Origin of the sequence: Microbacterium ureisolvens, assembly GCF_019511645.1 — a bacterium.
In the GTDB taxonomy this organism is placed as follows: domain Bacteria; phylum Actinomycetota; class Actinomycetes; order Actinomycetales; family Microbacteriaceae; genus Microbacterium; species Microbacterium ureisolvens_A.
In genome coordinates this window covers 242818-261402 of record NZ_JAEUAX010000003.1, presented here as the reverse complement: position 1 = coordinate 261402, position 18585 = coordinate 242818, and the positions used below count along the sequence as shown (strand labels likewise).

Annotated in this window: 18 protein-coding genes; 10 read left to right on the top strand and 8 right to left on the bottom strand. The window is 71.1% G+C overall.

Translation table 11 applies throughout. The features are described from left to right. Nucleotides 1-48 precede the first annotated feature (48 nt). The 3 genes from JNB61_RS07760 to JNB61_RS07750 form a co-directional block, all read right to left on the bottom strand. The gene (locus tag JNB61_RS07760; protein WP_220339255.1) at nucleotides 49-513 is read right to left on the bottom strand and encodes an SRPBCC family protein; all 465 of its coding nucleotides are present in this window, start codon (nucleotides 511-513) and stop codon (nucleotides 49-51) included. 5 nt (nucleotides 514-518) lie between these two features. Further along, nucleotides 519-1253: a hemerythrin domain-containing protein gene (locus JNB61_RS07755; RefSeq protein ID WP_220288999.1), complete on the bottom strand. Its 735-nt coding sequence runs from the start codon at nucleotides 1251-1253 to the stop codon at nucleotides 519-521. Between the two features lie 199 nt (nucleotides 1254-1452). Beyond that, complete coding sequence (locus JNB61_RS07750; protein ID WP_220288998.1) at nucleotides 1453-2547, bottom strand: VanZ family protein; 1095 nt, start codon at nucleotides 2545-2547, stop codon at nucleotides 1453-1455. Between the two features lie 94 nt (nucleotides 2548-2641). Here JNB61_RS07750 and JNB61_RS07745 point away from each other — a divergent pair, with 94 nt between their 5' ends. The 3 genes from JNB61_RS07745 (at nucleotide 2642) to sufU (ending at nucleotide 6600) form a co-directional block, all read left to right on the top strand. Continuing rightward, nucleotides 2642-4768: an APC family permease gene (locus JNB61_RS07745; protein WP_308291222.1), complete on the top strand. Its 2127-nt coding sequence runs from the start codon at nucleotides 2642-2644 to the stop codon at nucleotides 4766-4768. Nucleotides 4769-4837: 69 nt separating this feature from the next. Further along, nucleotides 4838-6139: a SufS family cysteine desulfurase gene (locus tag JNB61_RS07740; RefSeq protein ID WP_308291221.1), complete on the top strand. Its 1302-nt coding sequence runs from the start codon at nucleotides 4838-4840 to the stop codon at nucleotides 6137-6139. After that, entirely contained in the window at nucleotides 6136-6600 is a 465-nt protein-coding gene (gene sufU / locus JNB61_RS07735; protein ID WP_159847967.1) for a Fe-S cluster assembly sulfur transfer protein SufU, read from the top strand. The genes JNB61_RS07740 and sufU overlap by 4 nt, the downstream gene beginning before the upstream one ends. A 10-nt stretch (nucleotides 6601-6610) precedes the next feature. Here the strand turns inward: sufU and JNB61_RS07730 are convergent, their stop codons facing one another. Next, complete coding sequence (locus JNB61_RS07730; protein ID WP_220288996.1) at nucleotides 6611-7471, bottom strand: DUF4097 family beta strand repeat-containing protein; 861 nt, start codon at nucleotides 7469-7471, stop codon at nucleotides 6611-6613. Continuing rightward, nucleotides 7471-7965, bottom strand: coding sequence for a toxin-antitoxin system HicB family antitoxin (locus JNB61_RS07725; RefSeq protein ID WP_220288995.1), 495 nt, complete (start codon nucleotides 7963-7965; stop codon nucleotides 7471-7473). The genes JNB61_RS07730 and JNB61_RS07725 overlap by 1 nt, the downstream gene beginning before the upstream one ends. A gap of 93 nt (nucleotides 7966-8058) precedes the next feature. Here JNB61_RS07725 and JNB61_RS07720 point away from each other — a divergent pair, with 93 nt between their 5' ends. From JNB61_RS07720 to JNB61_RS07690, 7 genes are all read left to right on the top strand, one after another. Then, on the top strand, nucleotides 8059-8217 hold the full coding sequence (locus JNB61_RS07720; RefSeq protein WP_159847973.1) for a hypothetical protein: 159 nt from the start codon (nucleotides 8059-8061) through the stop codon (nucleotides 8215-8217). Then, nucleotides 8214-8303, top strand: a complete 90-nt coding sequence (locus JNB61_RS07715) for a potassium-transporting ATPase subunit F (protein ID WP_220339253.1) — start codon at nucleotides 8214-8216, stop codon at nucleotides 8301-8303. The genes JNB61_RS07720 and JNB61_RS07715 overlap by 4 nt, the downstream gene beginning before the upstream one ends. Continuing rightward, nucleotides 8303-9985 (top strand): potassium-transporting ATPase subunit KdpA, encoded by a 1683-nt coding sequence (gene kdpA, locus JNB61_RS07710; protein ID WP_220339252.1) that lies wholly within the window; start codon nucleotides 8303-8305, stop codon nucleotides 9983-9985. The genes JNB61_RS07715 and kdpA overlap by 1 nt, the downstream gene beginning before the upstream one ends. A 3-nt stretch (nucleotides 9986-9988) precedes the next feature. Continuing rightward, on the top strand, nucleotides 9989-12166 hold the full coding sequence (gene kdpB / locus JNB61_RS07705; protein WP_220339251.1) for a potassium-transporting ATPase subunit KdpB: 2178 nt from the start codon (nucleotides 9989-9991) through the stop codon (nucleotides 12164-12166). 68 nt (nucleotides 12167-12234) lie between these two features. Then, nucleotides 12235-12795: a potassium-transporting ATPase subunit KdpC gene (gene kdpC, locus JNB61_RS07700; protein ID WP_220339333.1), complete on the top strand. Its 561-nt coding sequence runs from the start codon at nucleotides 12235-12237 to the stop codon at nucleotides 12793-12795. A gap of 136 nt (nucleotides 12796-12931) precedes the next feature. Continuing rightward, nucleotides 12932-15457 (top strand): sensor histidine kinase, encoded by a 2526-nt coding sequence (locus tag JNB61_RS07695; RefSeq protein WP_220339250.1) that lies wholly within the window; start codon nucleotides 12932-12934, stop codon nucleotides 15455-15457. Then, the gene (locus tag JNB61_RS07690; RefSeq protein ID WP_220288989.1) at nucleotides 15454-16137 is read left to right on the top strand and encodes a response regulator; all 684 of its coding nucleotides are present in this window, start codon (nucleotides 15454-15456) and stop codon (nucleotides 16135-16137) included. The genes JNB61_RS07695 and JNB61_RS07690 overlap by 4 nt, the downstream gene beginning before the upstream one ends. 40 nt (nucleotides 16138-16177) lie before the next feature. Here JNB61_RS07690 and JNB61_RS07685 read toward each other — a convergent pair whose 3' ends face one another. From JNB61_RS07685 to JNB61_RS07675, 3 genes are read right to left on the bottom strand one after another with little or no spacing between them, the layout of a single operon-like run. After that, entirely contained in the window at nucleotides 16178-17056 is an 879-nt protein-coding gene (locus JNB61_RS07685; protein ID WP_220339249.1) for an alpha/beta fold hydrolase, read from the bottom strand. A 17-nt stretch (nucleotides 17057-17073) separates the two neighbouring features. Next, nucleotides 17074-18054, bottom strand: coding sequence for an SRPBCC family protein (locus JNB61_RS07680; RefSeq protein WP_220339248.1), 981 nt, complete (start codon nucleotides 18052-18054; stop codon nucleotides 17074-17076). Nucleotides 18055-18056: 2 nt separating this feature from the next. Then, entirely contained in the window at nucleotides 18057-18452 is a 396-nt protein-coding gene (locus JNB61_RS07675; RefSeq protein ID WP_220339247.1) for an ArsR/SmtB family transcription factor, read from the bottom strand. Nucleotides 18453-18585: the final 133 nt, after the last annotated feature.

The following is an 18585-nucleotide window of genomic DNA, read 5'->3' as shown; positions in this document are numbered from 1 at the left end:
CCGCAGCATCCGTCTCGTCCGGCCTCGTCTGCCGCCGACCGCGATCGGTCAGGCGGATCCGGCGTGCGCTCGGGCGTCTTCGGCGTCCAGCAGACGCTGGAGGCCGACGAAGTCGCGCATGAGGATGCGGGCCAGCACGAACGTCGGCAGCAGCGCGACCAGTCGGAGCCATCCCGCGACGTCGCCCCCGTAGTCGGCGCGCACGCGGGTGCCGCCGCCCTCGGGCGCGCAGGCGTACTCGACACGCGAGTTCCACGGCGACGTGGAGTGCCACACGACACGCTCCTCCGGCTCGACGACCTCGAGCACGTCCTCGAAGCGCACGCGGAACGGGCCGATGATGCGGTCGACCGCCGACCAGCGGCTGCCGACGCTCGATGGCCCGTCGCCGACCTGTCGCCGCATCTCGACCGCCGGTGCCCAGTCGGGCCACGTCCCGGGGTCGGCGAAGTACCGGAACACCCGCGCGGGCGGGTGGTCGAGGTGCACGTCGAGCGTCACTCGTCGCCACATGGCCGTCACACCATCGCCGGCACCGGGCGGTCGGGGTACAGCTCCCGCATCGCCCGGTCGTACTGGCGCTTCATGAGCAGCAGGTACAGCAGCCGGATCGGCGCGGGGAGGTTCGCGCGCATCCACTCGTCGCGCTCGGCTTCGGGCACGCTCGCGAGGATCAGGCCGAGCTGGAGCGACATGATGTCCTTGCCGAGCTCCTTCCGGTGCGCCATGAGCTCCGCGCGCGTGTGCTCCTCCATCCAGTCCCACTCCTGCTGGGAGAGGACGGCACCGGCCACCGGGAGGATGTCATCCTCCTCCTGCCCGAGGTGCACGATGAGGGTGTCGCGGAGATGCTCGATGTCGCGGGCGAACGCATCGCGGAGCCCGGCGTCGGCGGTGCGGAGCCAGGGCTCGAGCTGCGGCTCGATCCGGTCGAGCTGGGCGGCGACCTCGGCGTGCTGCGCACGCATCTGATCGACGTGCAGCGCGCATCCCGGATCACGCGAGACCAGCTTGTCCCACAGCGCCACGTCCTCCGTGTGGTGGTGCATGTGCAGCGCGTAGAAGTCGAGGTGCGCGTAACGGCCGACGACGGCGGCGCGCTCGACGTCACCGGGCGGCACGCCGCGCACGAGCTCCGGCAGCTCGCGATACAGCCAGCGGAAGATCCTGTGCACGAGGATCAGACCCGACGTGTCGCAGCCCGGCTGCTGTCCCTCCGGCATGGATCCCGATGAGGGCAGTCTGGTAGCCATATCGCACCCCCGATCTCCGCGTTCGTCACCAGCGACGACCCCAGGCGGTGATCAGCCGGGATTCTACTCCCGGCCCCTCGCCTGCGCAGTCCCCCCGCCGCCGAACTCGCTGAGACCCGGGAATCGGGTTGAGACCGACGACCACGCCCCCGGTCTCAGCGCGGACGCCGGGCTTCCACGACCCCGGCGAGACCGCGCTTCACGGGACGCGGCGGGAACCCGGGGGCGCAGCATCCGGTTCCTCCAGCTCCCTCGCATCGGTGAGCCGCTGACCCGACGCCAGCCCCGGGAGGCCGCGACGCCCGGCGGTCGTGAGGGCGAGCACGATCGACACGACCGCGAACACGGAGGCGACGAAGGTCCAGGCGCCCGGGAGCGCGTTGAGCATCAGGTAGCCGCCGATGCCGGTCGCGAATCGCAGGAACCGCGCGAGCCCGACGGGGAGCGGTCCGCCGGTGAAGCGCAGCTGCACGGCGTGGTCGCCGACCGTGGCGCCGGTCGCAAGCGTCACCCCGAGCCACACGACGATCGGCACGGCGGAGCCGATGAGGCTCGCCGCCGTGCCGTCGCGCACCGCCGCGTCGGCGCCGAGGAGATAGAGCACGAGCTGCACCGCAACGACGACGGTGAGGCTCAGCACCCAGGCGGCGAGCGCGTCGCACAGCATGCCGAGCAGGCGCCGGCCGCGCGTGACCGGCTGCGGCTGGTCCGCGTCGGGAAGCCGCGGCGACCCGCGGTACCGTCGCGGCACGGCGAGCCCGAGCAGCGAGCCGAGGACCGCGCCCAGGGTGTTCGTGAGCAGGTCGTCGACGTCGAACACGCGGTAGGCGCACGGGTAGAGGCCCCACACGCCGGTGAGCTGGGTGACCTCGACGAAACCCGACAGCGCGACGCCCGCGACGAGCGCCGTGAGAGCACCGCGGCCGCCCAGCACGCGGAGGAAGAAGCCGAGCGGCACGAAGAGCAGGACATTGAGCAGCAGCTGCCGCACCGCGGGGTCCGCCGCGAAGGCGCCGCCTCGGCGCACGATCGCCCCTCGCACGTCGTCGGCGATCGCCGTCACATCGACGTTCACCCCCGCGCACGCGATCGTGTCGGGGTCGGGAAGGGGAAGGAGCGTGTAGGTCCAGATCGCCATCGCGTACACGAGCGCGGCGCCCCAGATGACGAACCGCCCGACGCCGAATCCGCCCCTCCGGCGGTAGCTGAGCGCGACGAACGGGACGAACAGCAGCACCCCCACGACCAGCCCCAGGGTGATCGCGAGCACACCGAGGATGATCTGCTCGTCCACGGTAAGAGTGTCCCAGAGAGGCGCCGTATGGATTTCGTGAGGATGGCGGTCTGGATGCGTCCTCACGTTGTCCTCGCGAGTAGCCTTACGGGCCGTGACGAACGAAAGCCGCGAGCAGTCGGTGGATGAGCCCCCCATCGCCAAGCGCCTCATCCTCGGGGACCCGCTCGCGTCCACCGACTCCGACGAGCACCTGCTCCCGAAGAAGCGGGCACTGCCGATCTTCGCCTCCGACGCGCTGTCGTCGGTCGCGTACGCGCCGCAGGAGCTGCTGCTCATCCTGCTCACGGGCGGCCTGGCATTCCTCGCCTTCGCTCCGTGGGTGGCCGCCGCGGTCATCGTGCTCCTGACCGTCGTGGTGATCAGCTACCGCCAGCTCATCAAGGCGTACCCGTCGGGCGGCGGCGACTACGAGGTGGCCCGCAAGAACCTCGGCGAGATCCCCGGTGTGATCGTGGCGTCGGCGCTCCTCGTCGACTACGTGCTCACCGTCGCCGTCTCGGTAGCGTCCGGTGTCGACAACATCATCTCGGCGCTGCCAGGCCTCAACCCCTGGCGCGTCGAGCTGGCGGTGGGCTTCGTCATCCTCATCGTCGTCGTCAACCTGCGCGGTGTACGCGAGGCGTCGAGCGCATTCGCGATCCCGACGTACATCTTCATCGGCTCGGTCGGCCTCATGATCGTCGTCGGTCTGTTCCAGATCGTCACCGGCAACCCGCCGGTGGCCTCCAGCGCGCAGTACGCGGTCGAGACCCAGAGCCTCACTCAGGCGGCCGTGATCCTCCTCGTGCTGCGCGCGTTCTCGAGCGGCTGTTCCGCCCTCACGGGCGTCGAGGCCGTCTCCAACGGCGTGCAGGCGTTCCGCCAGCCGAAGGTGCGCAACGCCCAGACCACGCTCGCGATGATGGGCGGCATCGCGATCCTGCTCTTCGCCGGGCTCACCGCGATCGCGCTGGTCTCCGGCGTGCACTACGCGGAGAACCCGTGCGACCTCATCGGCTTCGACTGCTCCCAGCCTCAGCCCAGCCTCATGGCCCAGGTGTCGGCGGCCGTGTTCGGCATGAACTCGATCCCGTTCTTCATCATCCAGGCGGCGACCGCGGTGGTGCTGCTGCTCGCCGCCAACACGGCCTTCAACGGATTCCCCCTGCTCGGCTCGGTGCTCGCGCGCGACGGCTACGCCCCGAAGGCGCTCAACACCCGTGGTGACCGGCTGGTGTACTCCAACGGCATGATCATCCTGGGCCTCGTCGCCATCGGCGTGCTGATCGTCTACCAGGCGAACCTGACGAACCTCATCCAGCTGTACATCATCGGCGTTTTCGTCTCGTTCACGATCGGCCAGATCGGCATGATCCGGCATTGGATGCGGGGGATCCGGGGCATCCGCGATCTGCCGGCCGATGCGCGCCGCAGCGCTTCCACCCGCACCGAGCTGTTCGGTCTGCGCAAGGGGCTCGTCATCAATTCGCTGGGCGCCACGATGACGGCATCCGTGCTCATCATCGTGACCATCACGAAGTTCACGCACGGCGCGTGGCTCGTCTTCCTCGCGATCCCGGTGCTGTCGTTCCTCATGGTCGGCGTGCACCGCTACTACCGCGACGTCGACCACGAGATCGCGATGGACGACCACATCCACTTCGGCTCGACGGGCGACGTCGCCCTCATCCTCGTCAACAAGCTGCAGAAGCCCGTCGTGAAGGCCGTCGACTACGCCCTCGCGGCCAAGCACGACAAGACGTTCGCCGTGCACGTGTCGGTGACCAAAGAGGATGCCGCAGCCCTCGAGGCGGAGTGGCGGGAGCACCGCATGCCGATCCCGCTCAAGATCATCGAGTCGCCGTACCGCATGTACGCGAGCCCGATCGCGGAGTTCGTCAAGAAGTACCGCGAGGAGCACGGCTCTGCCGTGGTCACCGTGTACCTGCCGCAGTACATCGTCGGCCACTGGTGGGAGTCGATCCTGCACAACCGGCGCGCGCGCCGCATCGCGCAGCAGCTCATGCTCGTGCACGGCGTCTCGATCACGCTCGTGCCATGGCTGCTGGACTCGTCGGAGCTCATCTACGGGCGCCGCTCGCGCGCGCTGCCCGGCGACGACCGCGCCGGACGCGCCACGGCCCCCGAGGTGCATCGGGTGGGCCGCCGCGCGATCCGGCCGGCAGGTCCGCCCGAGAACGCGGACGCCGCCGAGCCGACGATCCCCACGAAACCCTGACGCCGGGCGCCGGATGCGCGAACCCCGAACGCCCACCCCGGGTGGCGGCATCCCGCGTAGCCTTGAATGGTGAGTTCCTCCGCACCCGCACCCTCGTCGACTGCGCCCCTCGACGCTGCCGCCCTGCGCGCCGACTTCTCCATCCTCGGGCAGCGCGTGAACGGCGAGCGCCTGGTCTACCTCGATTCGGGGGCCACGAGCCAGAAGCCGCAGGCGGTCATCGACGCCGAGGTCGACTTCCTCACGCGGGCGAACTCCGCCGTGCACCGTGGCGCGCACACCCTCGCCGCCGAGGCCACCGAGCTGTTCGAAGACGCCCGGGCCACCGTCGCAGGCTTCGTCGGCGCGCGCCCCGAGCAGCTGGTGTGGACGAGCGGCGCCACCGCCGGCCTCAACCTCGTGGCGTACGCCATCGGCAACGCGAGCCTCGGCCGGGGCGCCCCAGCGAGTGCACGCTTCGCGCTGCAGCCGGGCGACGAGATCGTCATCACCGAGACCGAGCATCACGCCAACCTCATCCCCTGGCAGGAGCTGGCCGCCCGCACCGGCGCGGTGCTGCGCCACATCCCCGTGAACGACGACGGCACTCTCGACACGGATGCTGCCGCCACCCTCGTCGGCGAGCGCACGCGGATCGTCGCCTTCACGCACGTGTCCAACGTGCTGGGCATCGTGAACCCCGTCGCCGAACTCGTCGCCCTGGCGCACGACGTCGGCGCGGTGACCGTGCTCGACGCGTGCCAGTCCGCGCCCCACCTGCCGCTCGACCTCCCGGCGCTCGGCGTCGACCTCGCGGTCTTCTCGGGGCACAAGATGCTCGGGCCCTACGGCGTCGGAGGCCTCTACGGCCGCGCCGACGTGCTCGAGGCGCTGCCGCCCTTCCTCACCGGCGGCTCGATGATCACCACCGTGACCCTCGACGAAGCCGCGTACCTGCCGCCGCCCCAGCGGTTCGAGGCCGGCACGCAACCCGTGTCGCAGGCGATCGGGCTCGCGGCCGCCGTCCGCTACCTCGACGGCGTCGGCATGGGCGCCGTGCACGGGCACGAGAAGGCGCTCGAGGCCCGGATGGGCGAGGGCCTGCGGTCGATCCCGGGCGTGCGCCTGCTCGGCGACGCACCGGGTGCCGAGCGCGTCGGACTCTGGGCGTTCGACGTCGACGGTGTGCACGCGCACGACGTCGGACAGTTCCTCGACGCCCGAGGCGTTGCCGTGCGGGTCGGGCACCACTGCGCGCAGCCGCTGCACCGCCGCTTCGGGCTCACCGCATCGGTGCGCGCCTCGTCGTCGCTGTACAACACGGCGGACGACGTCGACGTGTTCCTCGACGCGCTGTCGGGCGTGCGCGCGTTCTTCGGGGCCGGCGCATGAGCGGCCTCGAATCGCTCTACCAGGAGCTCATCCTCGACCACTCCAAGCGCCCGCACGGCAAGGGGCTCGGCACCGAGGGCGATGCCGACGGCGCCCGGGTCGCGACCTCGTTCCAGCGCAACCCGATCTGCGGCGACGAGATCACCCTCCGCGTGCGCCTCTCCGACGACGGCACGACCATCGACGAGGTCACCTGGGACGGCGCCGGCTGCTCCATCTCGCAGGCATCCGCATCGATGCTCGCCGCACTGGTCGAGGAGGAGGGACGGATGCCGCGGGCCGAGGCATCCGCTCTCATCGAGGGCTTCCGCGAGGCGCTGCGCTCGCGGGGCGAGATCGCGCTCGACGAAGAGGTCTTCGGCGACGCCGCCGCACTCTCCGGCGTCTCGAAGTTCACCGCGCGCGTGAAGTGCGCGATGCTCGCGTGGGTCGCCTTCGAGGACGCCACCGCCCGGGCGTGACCCGTCGCCGTCAGTCCGCGCCCGCGACCGGGTGCGTGCGGTGCACAGTGATGTCGCCGTACCCCGCGCGCGCGTAGAGTTCGACCGATGCCTCGCCCCCGATCGGGCCGGCGGCGGCAGCGAGCTCGTTCCGCACGATGCCGTGCCGGCTCGACACATCGAGCCACGCCGCCGTGCCCGAGCGGATGCCGAGGTCCACGGCGCCGTACGACGCCTCGACCCGCGCGGTGCCGCCGTTGAGGTCGCCGATACGGACGGGGCCATAGGCCGAGCGGACGGTGAGGGCGGGGCCGGGATCGCCCACGTGCACGACACCGCTCGACGTCGCGATGTCGGCCGCGCCCGAGACCGAGCCGACGTCGATGCCGGCGTCCGATCCTTTGAGGCGCAGCGCCCCGTCGACGATGCCGATGCGAGCACGGCCCGATTTGATGTCGACGTCGGCGTCGCCGCGCACGTGCTCGACACGCAGCTCGCCGTGCCCGAGCCCGAGGTCTGCACGGCCGGTGCGCTCTAGGGTCGCGTCGCCGTAGTCCAGCGCGATGCGCGCCGTGCCGACGGCGCCCGCGACGCGGATCGACCCGTACTTGAGGGCCAGCGACACGTCCGAGCCGGTGGGGATCCGCACCGAGACATCGACCGAGTCGCCCGAGCCGAACAGATTGAACCGCACCGGACCCACGATGCGCAGGTCGGCGCCGGCCTGCGTCACCCGTACGGCCTCGGCCGCGCTGCGGTCCCCCGCGCGATGCGGGTTGGCGGGGGCTACGTCGACGGAAAGGTCGCGTCGGCGCTCGGCGACGACATCGATGCGGCCCATCTGCAGCTCGACCCGCACCGCCAGAGGCCCCGGCGCCGGGAATGTCGGCATCAGCGCACCCAGCCGGTGTACGCGGAGCTCGAGCCGCGAGCCGCCGGAGGGGCGGGCTCGACCGCGGCCGCGACGGCGCGCACGAGCCACGTGTTGAGCGAGAGCCCCTCGGCGGCCGCCGCCGCCTCGGCCCGCGCCTTGAGCGAGTCGGGCAGGCGCAGGGTCGTGCGCGCGGTGGCGTCGTCCGGATCATCGGATGCTGCGCCGGCGAGCGCGACGGGACCGCTCGGGTGGGACGCGGCCTCGGTGGCAGGCTCCGCCTCGGGGCGGGCGACGACGAAGTCGACCTCGCGCCCGCGCAGGCGCAGGTCGACGGACCCGGGCGCGAGCTCACGCGTGATCTCGCCCGCCGCTTCGGACAGTGCCTCGAGGATCGCGAGCCGCGCCGCGGGTTCGAGCACCGTCGCGAGCCTCGCGGCGACCTCCGCCGCCTCCGGGGTGGCAGCCGCCGCCAGCTGGCGCTGGAACTCTTCGACGTGCGTCGCGATCTGCATGACGTCAGAGTGACATCACGCTGGTGTCATGTCAATGCCGTCGCGCACGCGTCAGCGTCCCGTGAGCGTCGGCTGGAAGAGCGTTCGGATTCCGTGAGGACCGCGGCTGCCGCGTCCGCGGCGGAGTTGCATCGGAGCCGCACCTCAACGCACCTACCGGGAGTCCCTGTGCTCGATGTCATCTACCTCGCCGTGACGCTCGCGCTGTTCGCGCTCGTCGGACTCGTCGCCAAGGCGGTGGAGAAGCTGTGATCGTCTTCTCCCTCATCGGGGCCGTCCTCGGCCTCGCCGCGATCGTCTACCTCGTCGTCGCCCTCGTGAAGCCGGAGAAGTTCTGATGGATGCCTTCACCCCGTGGGCGGGCCTCCTGCAGATCGCGACGGTCGTGCTGATCCTCGCGCTGCTGTACCGCCCGCTCGGCGACTGGATCGCCCACATCTACACCTCCGATAAGGACTGGCGCGTCGAGCGCGTCGGCTACCGCCTCGTCGGCGTCGACCCACGCTCAGAGCAGACGTGGCAGGCGTACCTGCGCAGTGTGCTGGCGTTCTCGCTCGTCGGCGTGCTGTTCGTCTACGCGCTGCAGCGCTTCCAGGCCGTGCTGCCGTACTCGCTGGGCCTGCCTGCCGTGCCCGAGGGCCTCGCGTTCAACACCGCCGTGTCGTTCGTGACGAACACGAACTGGCAGTCGTACTCCCCCGAGCTGACCATGGGCTACACCGTGCAGCTGGCGGGGCTCGCAGTTCAGAACTTCGTGTCGGCGGCGGTCGGCATCGCCGTCGCGGTCGCCCTCGTGCGCGGCTTCGCGCGCCGCGGATCCGCCACCATCGGCAACTTCTGGGTCGACCTCACCCGCGGTGTCACGCGGCTGCTGCTGCCCCTGTCGGTCCTCGCCGCGATCGCGCTGATCATCGCCGGCGTCGTGCAGAACCTCAACGGGTTCGTGGAGATCGGAACGGTGTCAGGCGGGACCCAGCTGCTGCCGGGCGGCCCGGTCGCCTCGCAGGAGGCCATCAAGGAGCTGGGCACCAACGGCGGCGGATTCTTCAACGCGAACTCCGCCCATCCGTTCGAGAACCCCACGCCCTGGTCGAACGTGCTCGAGATCCTGCTGCTGCTCGCGATTCCGGTGGCGCTGCCGCGCGCCTTCGGCCGCATGGTGGGCGACGACCGTCAGGGCTACGCGATCCTCGCCGTCATGAGCACGATCGCCCTCGTGTCGATCACCGCTGTGACATGGCTGGAGTCGCTCGGCCTCGGCACGGCGCCTCAGCTGGCCGGCGCAGCGATGGAGGGCAAGGAGGTGCGCTACGGCATCTGGGGCTCGACGCTCTTCGCCGGCGCGACGACCCTCACGTCCACCGGAGCGGTGAACTCCATGCACGACTCGTACACGGCGCTGGGCGGCATGATCCCGATGATCAACATGATGCTCGGCGAGATCGCGCCCGGCGGCGTCGGCTCCGGCCTGTACGGCATGCTCGTGCTCGCCGTCATCGCCGTGTTCGTCGGGGGCCTCCTCGTCGGCCGCACGCCCGAGTACCTCGGCAAGAAGATCGGGCCGACGCAGATCAAGCTCGCGAGTCTGTACATCCTCGTCACCCCCGCCCTCGTGCTCGCGGGCACGGCGCTGAGCTTCGGCATCCCGGCGATCCGGTCCGACGTGGAGTCCACCTCGATCTGGAATCCCGGCGTTCACGGCCTCGGCGAAGTGCTCTACGCCTTCACCTCCGCCGCCAACAACAACGGCTCCGCGTTCGCCGGCCTCACCGCGAACACGCCGTGGCTCAACACGGCGCTGGGCGTGGCGATGCTGCTCGGCCGTTTCATCCCGATCGCGCTGGTGCTCGCGCTGGCGGGGTCGCTCGCCGCGCAGTCGCCGGTGCCCACGACCGCCGGCACCCTGCCCACCTACCGCCCGCAGTTCGTCGGCCTGCTCGCCGTCGTCGCGGTCGTCATCACCGCACTCACGTACTTCCCCGTTCTCACGCTGGGTCCCCTGGCGGAAGGGCTCGTCTGAACCATGTCCACCTCCACCCTCATTCCCGAGCCGACTCAGCAGCCCGTCGCGGGCACGGTCGATCGCAAGCCCACCAGGCCGTCCTCACGGGCCTTCAGCTGGTCGCAGCTGATCCAGGCGCTCCCGGGTGCGCTGCGCAAGCTCAACCCCGCCGCGCTGTGGCGCAACCCCGTCATGTTCCTCGTGTGGGTCGGAGCGGCGCTCACCACCGTGATCGCGATCGCCGAGCCGTTCCTCGGCGGGGCCGAGGAGTCCGGCGGCACGGCGGTGCCGTTCGGCTTCACGTGGGGCATCGCCGTGTGGCTGTGGCTCACGGTGCTCTTCGCGAACCTCGCCGAGTCGGTGGCCGAAGGCCGCGGCAAGGCGCAGGCCGCGTCGCTGCGCAAGACCCGCACCTCGACCATGGCCCGTCGAGTCACCGCCTATGACGCAGTCACGGATGCTGCGGCCGAGCGTGCCGAGACGGCCGAGGTCGCGTCGGCCGACCTGAAGCTCGGCGACGTCGTCATCGTGTCGGCCGGAGAGCTGATCCCCGGTGACGGCGACATCGTCGCGGGCATCGCGACCGTCGACGAGTCCGCGATCACGGGCGAGTCCGCCCCCGTCGTGCGAGAGTCGGGCGGAGACCGCTCGGCCGTGACCGGCGGCACCCGCGTGCTCTCGGACCGCATCGTCGTGCGCATCACGTCGAAGCCGGGCGAGACCTTCGTCGACCGGATGATCGCGCTCGTCGAGGGCGCCGCGCGCCAGAAGACGCCCAACGAGATCGCGCTGAACATCCTGCTCGCGAGCCTGTCGATCGTCTTCGTCATCGTCGTGCTGACCCTGAACCCGATCGCCTCGTACCCGGCGTCGCCCGTGAGCATCCCGGTGCTGATCGCGCTGCTGGTCTGCCTCATTCCGACGACGATCGGCGCGCTGCTGTCGGCCATCGGCATCGCCGGAATGGACCGCCTCGTGCAGCGCAACGTGCTCGCCATGTCGGGCCGCGCCGTCGAGGCGGCGGGCGACGTGACGACGCTCCTCCTCGACAAGACCGGCACGATCACGTACGGCAACCGCCGGGCGTCGGAGTTCGTCGCGATGCCGGGCGTCGTCGACGACGAGCTCGCGCGGGCCGCCGCGCTGGCGTCGCTGGCCGACCCCACCCCCGAGGGCGTCTCGGTCGTGGAGCTGGCTGCCGTGCGAGGCATCCACATCACCGAGCCCGCCGGATCCACCGTCGTCCCCTTCACCGCTCAGACCCGCATGAGCGGCGTCGACCTCGCCGATGGCACGCAGGTGCGCAAGGGCGCCGGGTCTGCCGTGATCGCGTGGCTCGCGGCATCCGGATCCGACGTCCCGACCGCGACGCGCGCCCAGCTGACGAGTGAGACCGACGCCATCGCGGCCTCCGGCGGCACGCCGCTCGTCGTCGCAACGCTCGCCGGCTCCGGCGAGGGCAGCGTGCTGGGTGTCATCCACCTCAAGGACATCGTGAAGGACGGGCTGCGTCAGCGATTCGACGAGTTGCGCTCGATGGGCATCCGCACGGTCATGATCACGGGCGACAACCCGCTCACGGCCGCCGCGATCGCGAAGGAGGCCGGCGTCGACGACTACCTCGCCGAGGCGACTCCCGAGGACAAGCTCGCGCTGATCCGCAGGGAGCAGGAGGGCGGCAGCCTCGTCGCCATGACCGGAGACGGCACCAATGACGCCCCCGCGCTCGCCCAGGCCGACGTCGGCGTCGCGATGAACACCGGCACGTCGGCCGCCAAGGAGGCCGGCAACATGGTCGACCTCGACTCCGACCCGACCAAGCTCATCGACATCGTGCGCATCGGCAAGCAGCTGCTCATCACGCGCGGCGCGCTGACGACGTTCTCGCTGGCCAACGACATCGCGAAGTACTTCGCGATCATCCCTGCGATGTTCATGGGGGTGTTCCCGGGCCTCGCGGCGCTGAACGTCATGCAGCTCTCGTCGCCCGCGTCGGCGGTCACGAGCGCCATCATCTTCAACGCCGTGATCATCGTGATCCTCATCCCGCTGGCGCTGCGGGGCGTGAAGTACCGCCCGGCGAGCGCCTCCCAGATCCTCAGCCGCAACCTTCTCGTCTACGGGCTCGGCGGCGTGATCGCCCCCTTCATCGGCATCAAGCTCATCGACCTCGTCGTGAGCCTCATCCCGGGTTTCTGAGCCCGGCAAGGAGGATCCCCGTGTCCACTCGCACCACCGTCCGCACCGCCGGCGTCACCGTCCGCGCGATGCTCGTCTTCACCCTCGTCCTCGGCGTCGGCTACACCCTGCTCGTCACCGGCATCGGCCAGCTCGCGCTGCCGTGGCAGGCGAACGGCTCGCTCGTGCGCAACGCCGGGGGCGACCCCGTCGGGTCGGCGCTCATCGGGCAGTCCTTCACGGATGCCTCGGGCGCGGCCGATCCGCAGTACTTCCAGTCGCGTCCCTCCGCCGCCGGCGACGGGTACGACGGCGGGGCGTCGAGCGGTTCCAACTGGGGCCCGGAGAACCCCGACCTCGTGTCGGCCATCGAGGAGCGCAAGGCTGCGATCGCGGGGCTCGAGGGCATCGAGCCGTCCGAGGTGCCCGCCGATGCGGTGACCGCGTCGGGCTCGGGCCTCGACCCGCACATCAGCCCCGCGTACGCGCTGCTGCAGGTGCCTCGCGTCGCTGAGGCGCGCGGGCTCGACGAGTCCGAGGTGCGCGCCCTGGTCGAGGCGCACATCCAGCAGCGCGACCTCGGCTATCTCGGGGAACCCCGCGTGAACGTCGTCGAGCTCAACGTCGCCCTCGACGCCCTGGGCCGTTGACCGTGCCGCGGGCCGTAGCATCCGTCCCGTTCCGGATTCGGGGCGCATCGCTGTCACTCGGGGCGCGGGCCGTGCGCCCCGAACGCACAAGACCCGCCCCAAACCCAGGAGCATCAGGAGGAAATAGGGTGAGCACGTGAAGCGCGGGAAGCTGCGGGTGCTGCTCGGCGCCGCGCCCGGCGTCGGCAAGACCTACGAGATGCTCGAGGAGGGGCGCCGCCTCGCCGAGGACGGACGCGACGTCGTGATCGCGGTCGTCGAGACGCACGGGCGTGCCGCCACTGCTGCGCTCATGGAAGGGCTGCCGGGCGTGCCCCGCACGGTGGTGTCGCACCGCGGCGTGGAGCTCAGCGACATGGACCTCGAAGGGGTGCTCGAGCGCAGCCCCGAGATCGCCCTCGTCGACGAGCTCGCGCACACGAACGCGCCGGGCCTCAGGCACCCCAAGCGCTGGCAGGACGTCGCCGACCTGCTCGACGCCGGCATCGACGTCATCACGACGGTGAACGTGCAGCACATCGAGTCGCTCGGCGGCGTGGTCGAGCAGATCACGGGGGTCGCGCAGCGCGAGACGGTGCCGGATGCCGTGGTGCGCGACGCCGACCAGATCGAGGTCGTCGATCTCTCCCCGCAGTCGCTGCGGGATCGCCTGTCCGCAGGGCTCGTCTACCCGGCCGAGCGCATCGACGCCGCGCTGTCGAACTACTTCCGGCTGGGCAACCTGACCGCCCTGCGCGAACTCGCACTGCTGTGGCTCGCCGACGAGGTCGACAGCGCCCTGAAGTCCTACCGCGCCGAGCACGGCATCGAGGGCGCGTGGCAGGCGCGGGAACGCGTGGTCGTCGCCCTCACCGGCGGCTCGGAGGGCGAGACGCTGCTGCGCCGCGGCGCCCGCATCGCCGCGCGGTCCGCCGGTGGGGAGCTGCTGGCGGTGCACGTGTCGAGCCAGGACGGCCTCGTCTCGGGAGACCCCGGAGCCCTCGCGGCGCAGCGAGCGCTGGTCGAGTCGCTCGGCGGCACCTACCACCAGGTGGTCGGCGACGACATCCCGCGCGCGCTCGTGGACTTCGCCCGCTCCGTGAACGCGACCCAGCTCGTGATCGGCGTGAGCCGGCGCGGCCGCCTCGCGACGCTCCTCACCGGACCCGGCATCGGGGCCACCGTGATCCGGGAGTCCGGCGACATCGACGTGCACATCGTGACGCACGATGCAGCGGGCGATCGCTTCCCGCTGCCGCGCCTCAGCGGCGGTGCCCTCAGCGTGCGCCGACGTGTGCTCGGCTTCGCGCTCGCGCTCATCGGCGGGCCGCTGCTGACGTGGCTGCTGGTGTCGCTGCGCAGCGAGGACACCATCACGACCGACGTGCTGGCGTACCAGCTGCTCGTCGTGCTGGTCTCGCTGGTCGGCGGGATCTGGCCCGCGGTCTTCGCGGCGGTGATGTCGGGATTCACCCTGAACTACTTCTTCGTCGCCCCCTACTACACCGTGTCGGTCGCCGATCCACGCAACGTGTGGGCGCTCATCCTCTACGTCGTGATCGCCGTGCTGGTGAGCTTCATCGTCGACCGCGCCGCACGCGCGGCGCGGTCCGCCCGCCGCGCCGCCGCCGAGGCCGAGCTGCTCGCGAACGTCGCGGGGAGCGTCCTGCGCGGCGAATCCGCCGTGCCCGCGCTGATCAGCCGCACGCGCGAGTCGCTCGGCCTCGCCGGCGTGCGCCTCGTCGATGCCGACGGCACCGTCGTCGCGACCGACGGCGAGCCGGTGCGCGACGGCCGGTACGAGGCGGTCACGGTCGCACGCCGCAACGGCGGCCCACCGGCGATGCTCGAGCTGCACGGCCACGTGCTCGACGCGTCCGAGCGCCGGCTCATCGACGCCGTCGCGGCCCAGCTCTCCGCCGCCCTTGAGCACAGCGACCTCACGGCGACGGCGCGGCAGGCCGGGGCTCTCGCCGAGACCGACCAGGTGCGCACTGCGCTGCTGTCCGCGGTGAGCCATGACCTGCGCCGCCCGCTGGCCGCCGCGGTCGCCGCCGTCGGCGGGCTCCGCGCGGCAGGGCCGAACCTCTCGCGCGAGGACCGCGTCGAGCTGGTCGCCACGGCCGACGAGTCGCTCGCGACGCTGTCCGCCCTCGTGACCGACCTGCTCGACGTCAGCCGTGTGCAGGCGGGCGTGCTCGCGGTGTCGCTGCAGCCCGTCGACTGCGCCGGCGTCGTGCTGGCCGCCCTCGACGAGCTCGACGGCGGCCCCGACCGGTTCGAGCTGGCACTCGACCCGGATCTCCCACTCGTGGAGGCAGACCCCGTGCTGCTGCAGCGCGTGCTCGTGAACGTGCTCGCCAACGCCGCGCGCCACTCGCCGGCGGGCTCGCGCGTGCGCGTCTCCACGAGCCGGCTCGGCCGCACGGCCGAGATCCGCGTGATCGATCACGGCACGGGCGTCTCACCCGAGCGCCGCGACGACATGTTCGTCCCGTTCCAGCGCCTGGGCGACACCGACAACACGGCTGGACTCGGACTGGGCCTCGCCCTCTCGAAGGGGTTCACCGAGGGCATGGGCGGTACGCTCGCCCCCGAGGACACCCCCGGAGGAGGCCTCACGATGGTCATCGCGCTGCCGGTCGCGGACGCGATCCCCACCGAAGAGAGGTCGCTCCCGTGAAGGTCCTGATCGCCGACGACGATCCCCAGCTCGTCCGCGCGCTGCGCATCACCCTCGCCGCGCACGGCTACGAGGTCATCGCCGCTCCCGACGGCGCCGCGGCGATCGCCCTCGCCGCCAAGGAGCATCCCGACATCGTGATGGTGGACCTCGGGATGCCGCGCCTGGACGGCGTGCAGGTGATCGAGGCGCTGCGGGGCTGGAGCAGTGCTCCGATCCTCGTGATCTCGGGCCGCACCGGCTCCGCGGACAAGGTCGAGGCGCTGGATGCCGGAGCCGACGACTACGTCACCAAGCCGTTCCAGATCGACGAGCTGCTCGCACGGCTCCGGGCACTGTCGCGACGGGTGGCCGCAGCATCCGGTGTTCCCGTGGTCACCTTCGCGGACGTCGTGGTCGATCTCTCGACCAAGACCGTCACCCGCTCCGGCGAGCTCGTGCACCTCACGCCGACCGAGTGGAAGATCCTCGAGTTCCTCGCCCGCAATCCGGGCTCACTGGTGACGCGGCAGGCGCTCCTGAAGGACATCTGGGGCACCGAGCAGGTCGCCGACACCGGCTATCTGCGCCTGTACATGTCGCAGCTGCGCAAGAAGCTCGAGCGCGACCCCGGCAGCCCCGCGCACCTCCTCACCGAGTCGGGCATGGGCTACCGCCTCCTCGCCGACACCGCCGCCTGACCGGCGGCGTCCGTCCCCCGGATCCTGTCCAGCTCGGCTGTCAGTCGAGAACCTCCCGAAGGCGCGCGGCGAATCCCGCGGGGTCGCCGGGATACCCGGGCTGATCGGTGAACCCGGCGTGATGACTCGGGAAGTCCGTCACCGGGACGCCGATCGCGGCCGCCGTCGTTCGAGCGCCCCGCGCGGCCATCGTCTCGCCCGATTCGACGCCCGCCGCGATCACCAGACGGTCGCCTCGTGCGCGGAGGGCTTCGACATCGACGCGATACTCGATGATCGCGGGCATGTTGCGCAGCAGCGGGTTGGTGCGCGTGCCGTCGTCGACCGACGACATCCCGAACATCGCGGGGTCCGGTGCCGGCTGGTCGAGGTAGTCGTCGGGGACAAGGCCGTCGAGCATCACGAACGGGATGAACTTCGCCATTGCGGCGCCGTCACCCTGCTCGGCATACGTGCGCTTCATGTCGGCCACCACCGCGAGCACCGCGTCGCGATCGGGGAGGTGCTCCGCCAGCGGCGGCTCATGCACCACCGCGATCCGCACGTCATCGGGGTGCGCAGCGAGCAGGGCGAGGAGGTTCACGGCCCCGCCGCTGGAGCCGAATGCGTCCACCGGGCCGACGCCGAGGGCCTGGATGACACGATGCAGGTCGTCGGCGTGCTGCTCGGGGCTGATGTCGGCCGTGCCCACCGGATTGCGGCCGGCACCCCGCGGGTCGTACGTCACGATCGGACGGTCATCGAACTGATCGGCGAGCAGCTCGAATCCCGTGGCGTCCATCGGCCCCGCGAACAGGAAGAGGGCCGGACGATCCGGGCTCGCCGCGGCCAGATCGCCACGCACGTCGTAGGTGATCGCGTCGTCGCCCGCACCCACGACGTGGGTGGTGACGGTCCGTGCGACGGTGTTCTCGGTCATCTCCGCCCTCCTCGGAGTCACACGCCCGCGAGAACGCCCTCGAGGCGGCCGTAGCTGGCCTCCATGCCGTCGGTCATGCCGGTGGCGAGGACGATGTCGCGCGTCTGCTTGTCGGGGTACTCGATGAGGAGCGTGATGAGGGTGGCCCCGTCCTCCTCGTAGAGGTTCAGGTCGTTGAGCGTCGACGGGTAGTCGGTGCCCGTCATGTGCTCGGTGGTGACTGCTCGCCGCGGGGCATCGGAGAGCACCGTCTCGCCGTCGAACCCGAAGGTCCCGCCCTCGGTGCCCTCGAGAGGCTCCCACTCGTAGCGGTACTTCCCGCCCACGGACGGGTCGACCTCGCACACCGACATGCGCCATCCGTCGGGACCGAGCATCCACTTCTGGAGAAGCTCCGGCTCCTGGTGCGCGCGCCACACGAGGTCGATCGGGCCCTCGATGAGCCGCGTGATGCGCACGTGGGTGTCGTCGAGGATCTCGGTCTGCGTGCCCTTGCCGGCGGAGTAGGCGCGCAGGCCCTCGAGCACGCGGTCGAGCTGGTTGATCGCCATCGTCGAGCCCTCGACGGCGCCCATCGCGACGACCTTCTCCAGCGCCTCGGCGGAGTCGAAATGGGTCGTGTTGACCAGGCGCGACCCGGTCGACGTCTCGGCGAAGGTGAACACCATTCGCGAGGTCGGCATGTCTGCCAGCGCCCTGCCGTCCGCGTCGGCGAACGAGTCGAGCGCGGTGAACGTGCGTGGTCCGTCGATCTCGAGGAACTCCCACACCCCGTGGTACTCCTCGCCCTTCGGGCTGGTCATGTGGTACCTCGCGCGGCCGCCGGGCGTGAGGTTGAACTCGCTGAAGGTGGCGGGGTAGCCGGGAGGGCCCCAGAACCGCTCGAGCTGGCGCGGCTCGGTGAAGGCCTCCCAGAGCCTCTCGACCGGGGCGGCGAACTCGGCCGTGAGCGTCATGGTGAGCGCTTCGGGATCGGTGGTGACGTCGGTGACGGGCATCGTCATTCTCCTTCGTTCCTGCGGTGGTCGTTCTTCGGTTCTTCGGGCGTGCCGGACGAGCCGGCGGGTTCGGCGAGCAGCGCGTCGAGCCGGTCGATGCGGGCACGCCACATCTCCTCGTAGCGGGCGAGCAGTGCCCGGGCGCGGGCGATCATCTCGGGGTCCGCTCGCACCAGGCGCTCGCGCCCCTCGGCGCGCTTGACGATGAGCCCCGCGGCCTCCAGCACGGTGACGTGCTTCTGCACGGCCGCGAACGACATGTCGTACTCGCGGGCGAGCGCCGACACGGAGTACTCGCCCGAGAGCGTCCGGCGCAGGATGTCGCGCCGGGTCGCCGCCGCCAGTGCGTGGAACACGCGGTCGATCTCGTGATCGCTGAGCTCAATTCCTACAACCATTTGGTTGTACGTTAGCCCTGCTTGCAGAGCCCGTCAACCCCTTTCCGTCGAACGGTCGGGGGGACGGATGCTGCGGCCCGCGGCATCCGTCACCCCTTCTCTGGCCGAACTAGACTGTTCAGGTCCGGCATCC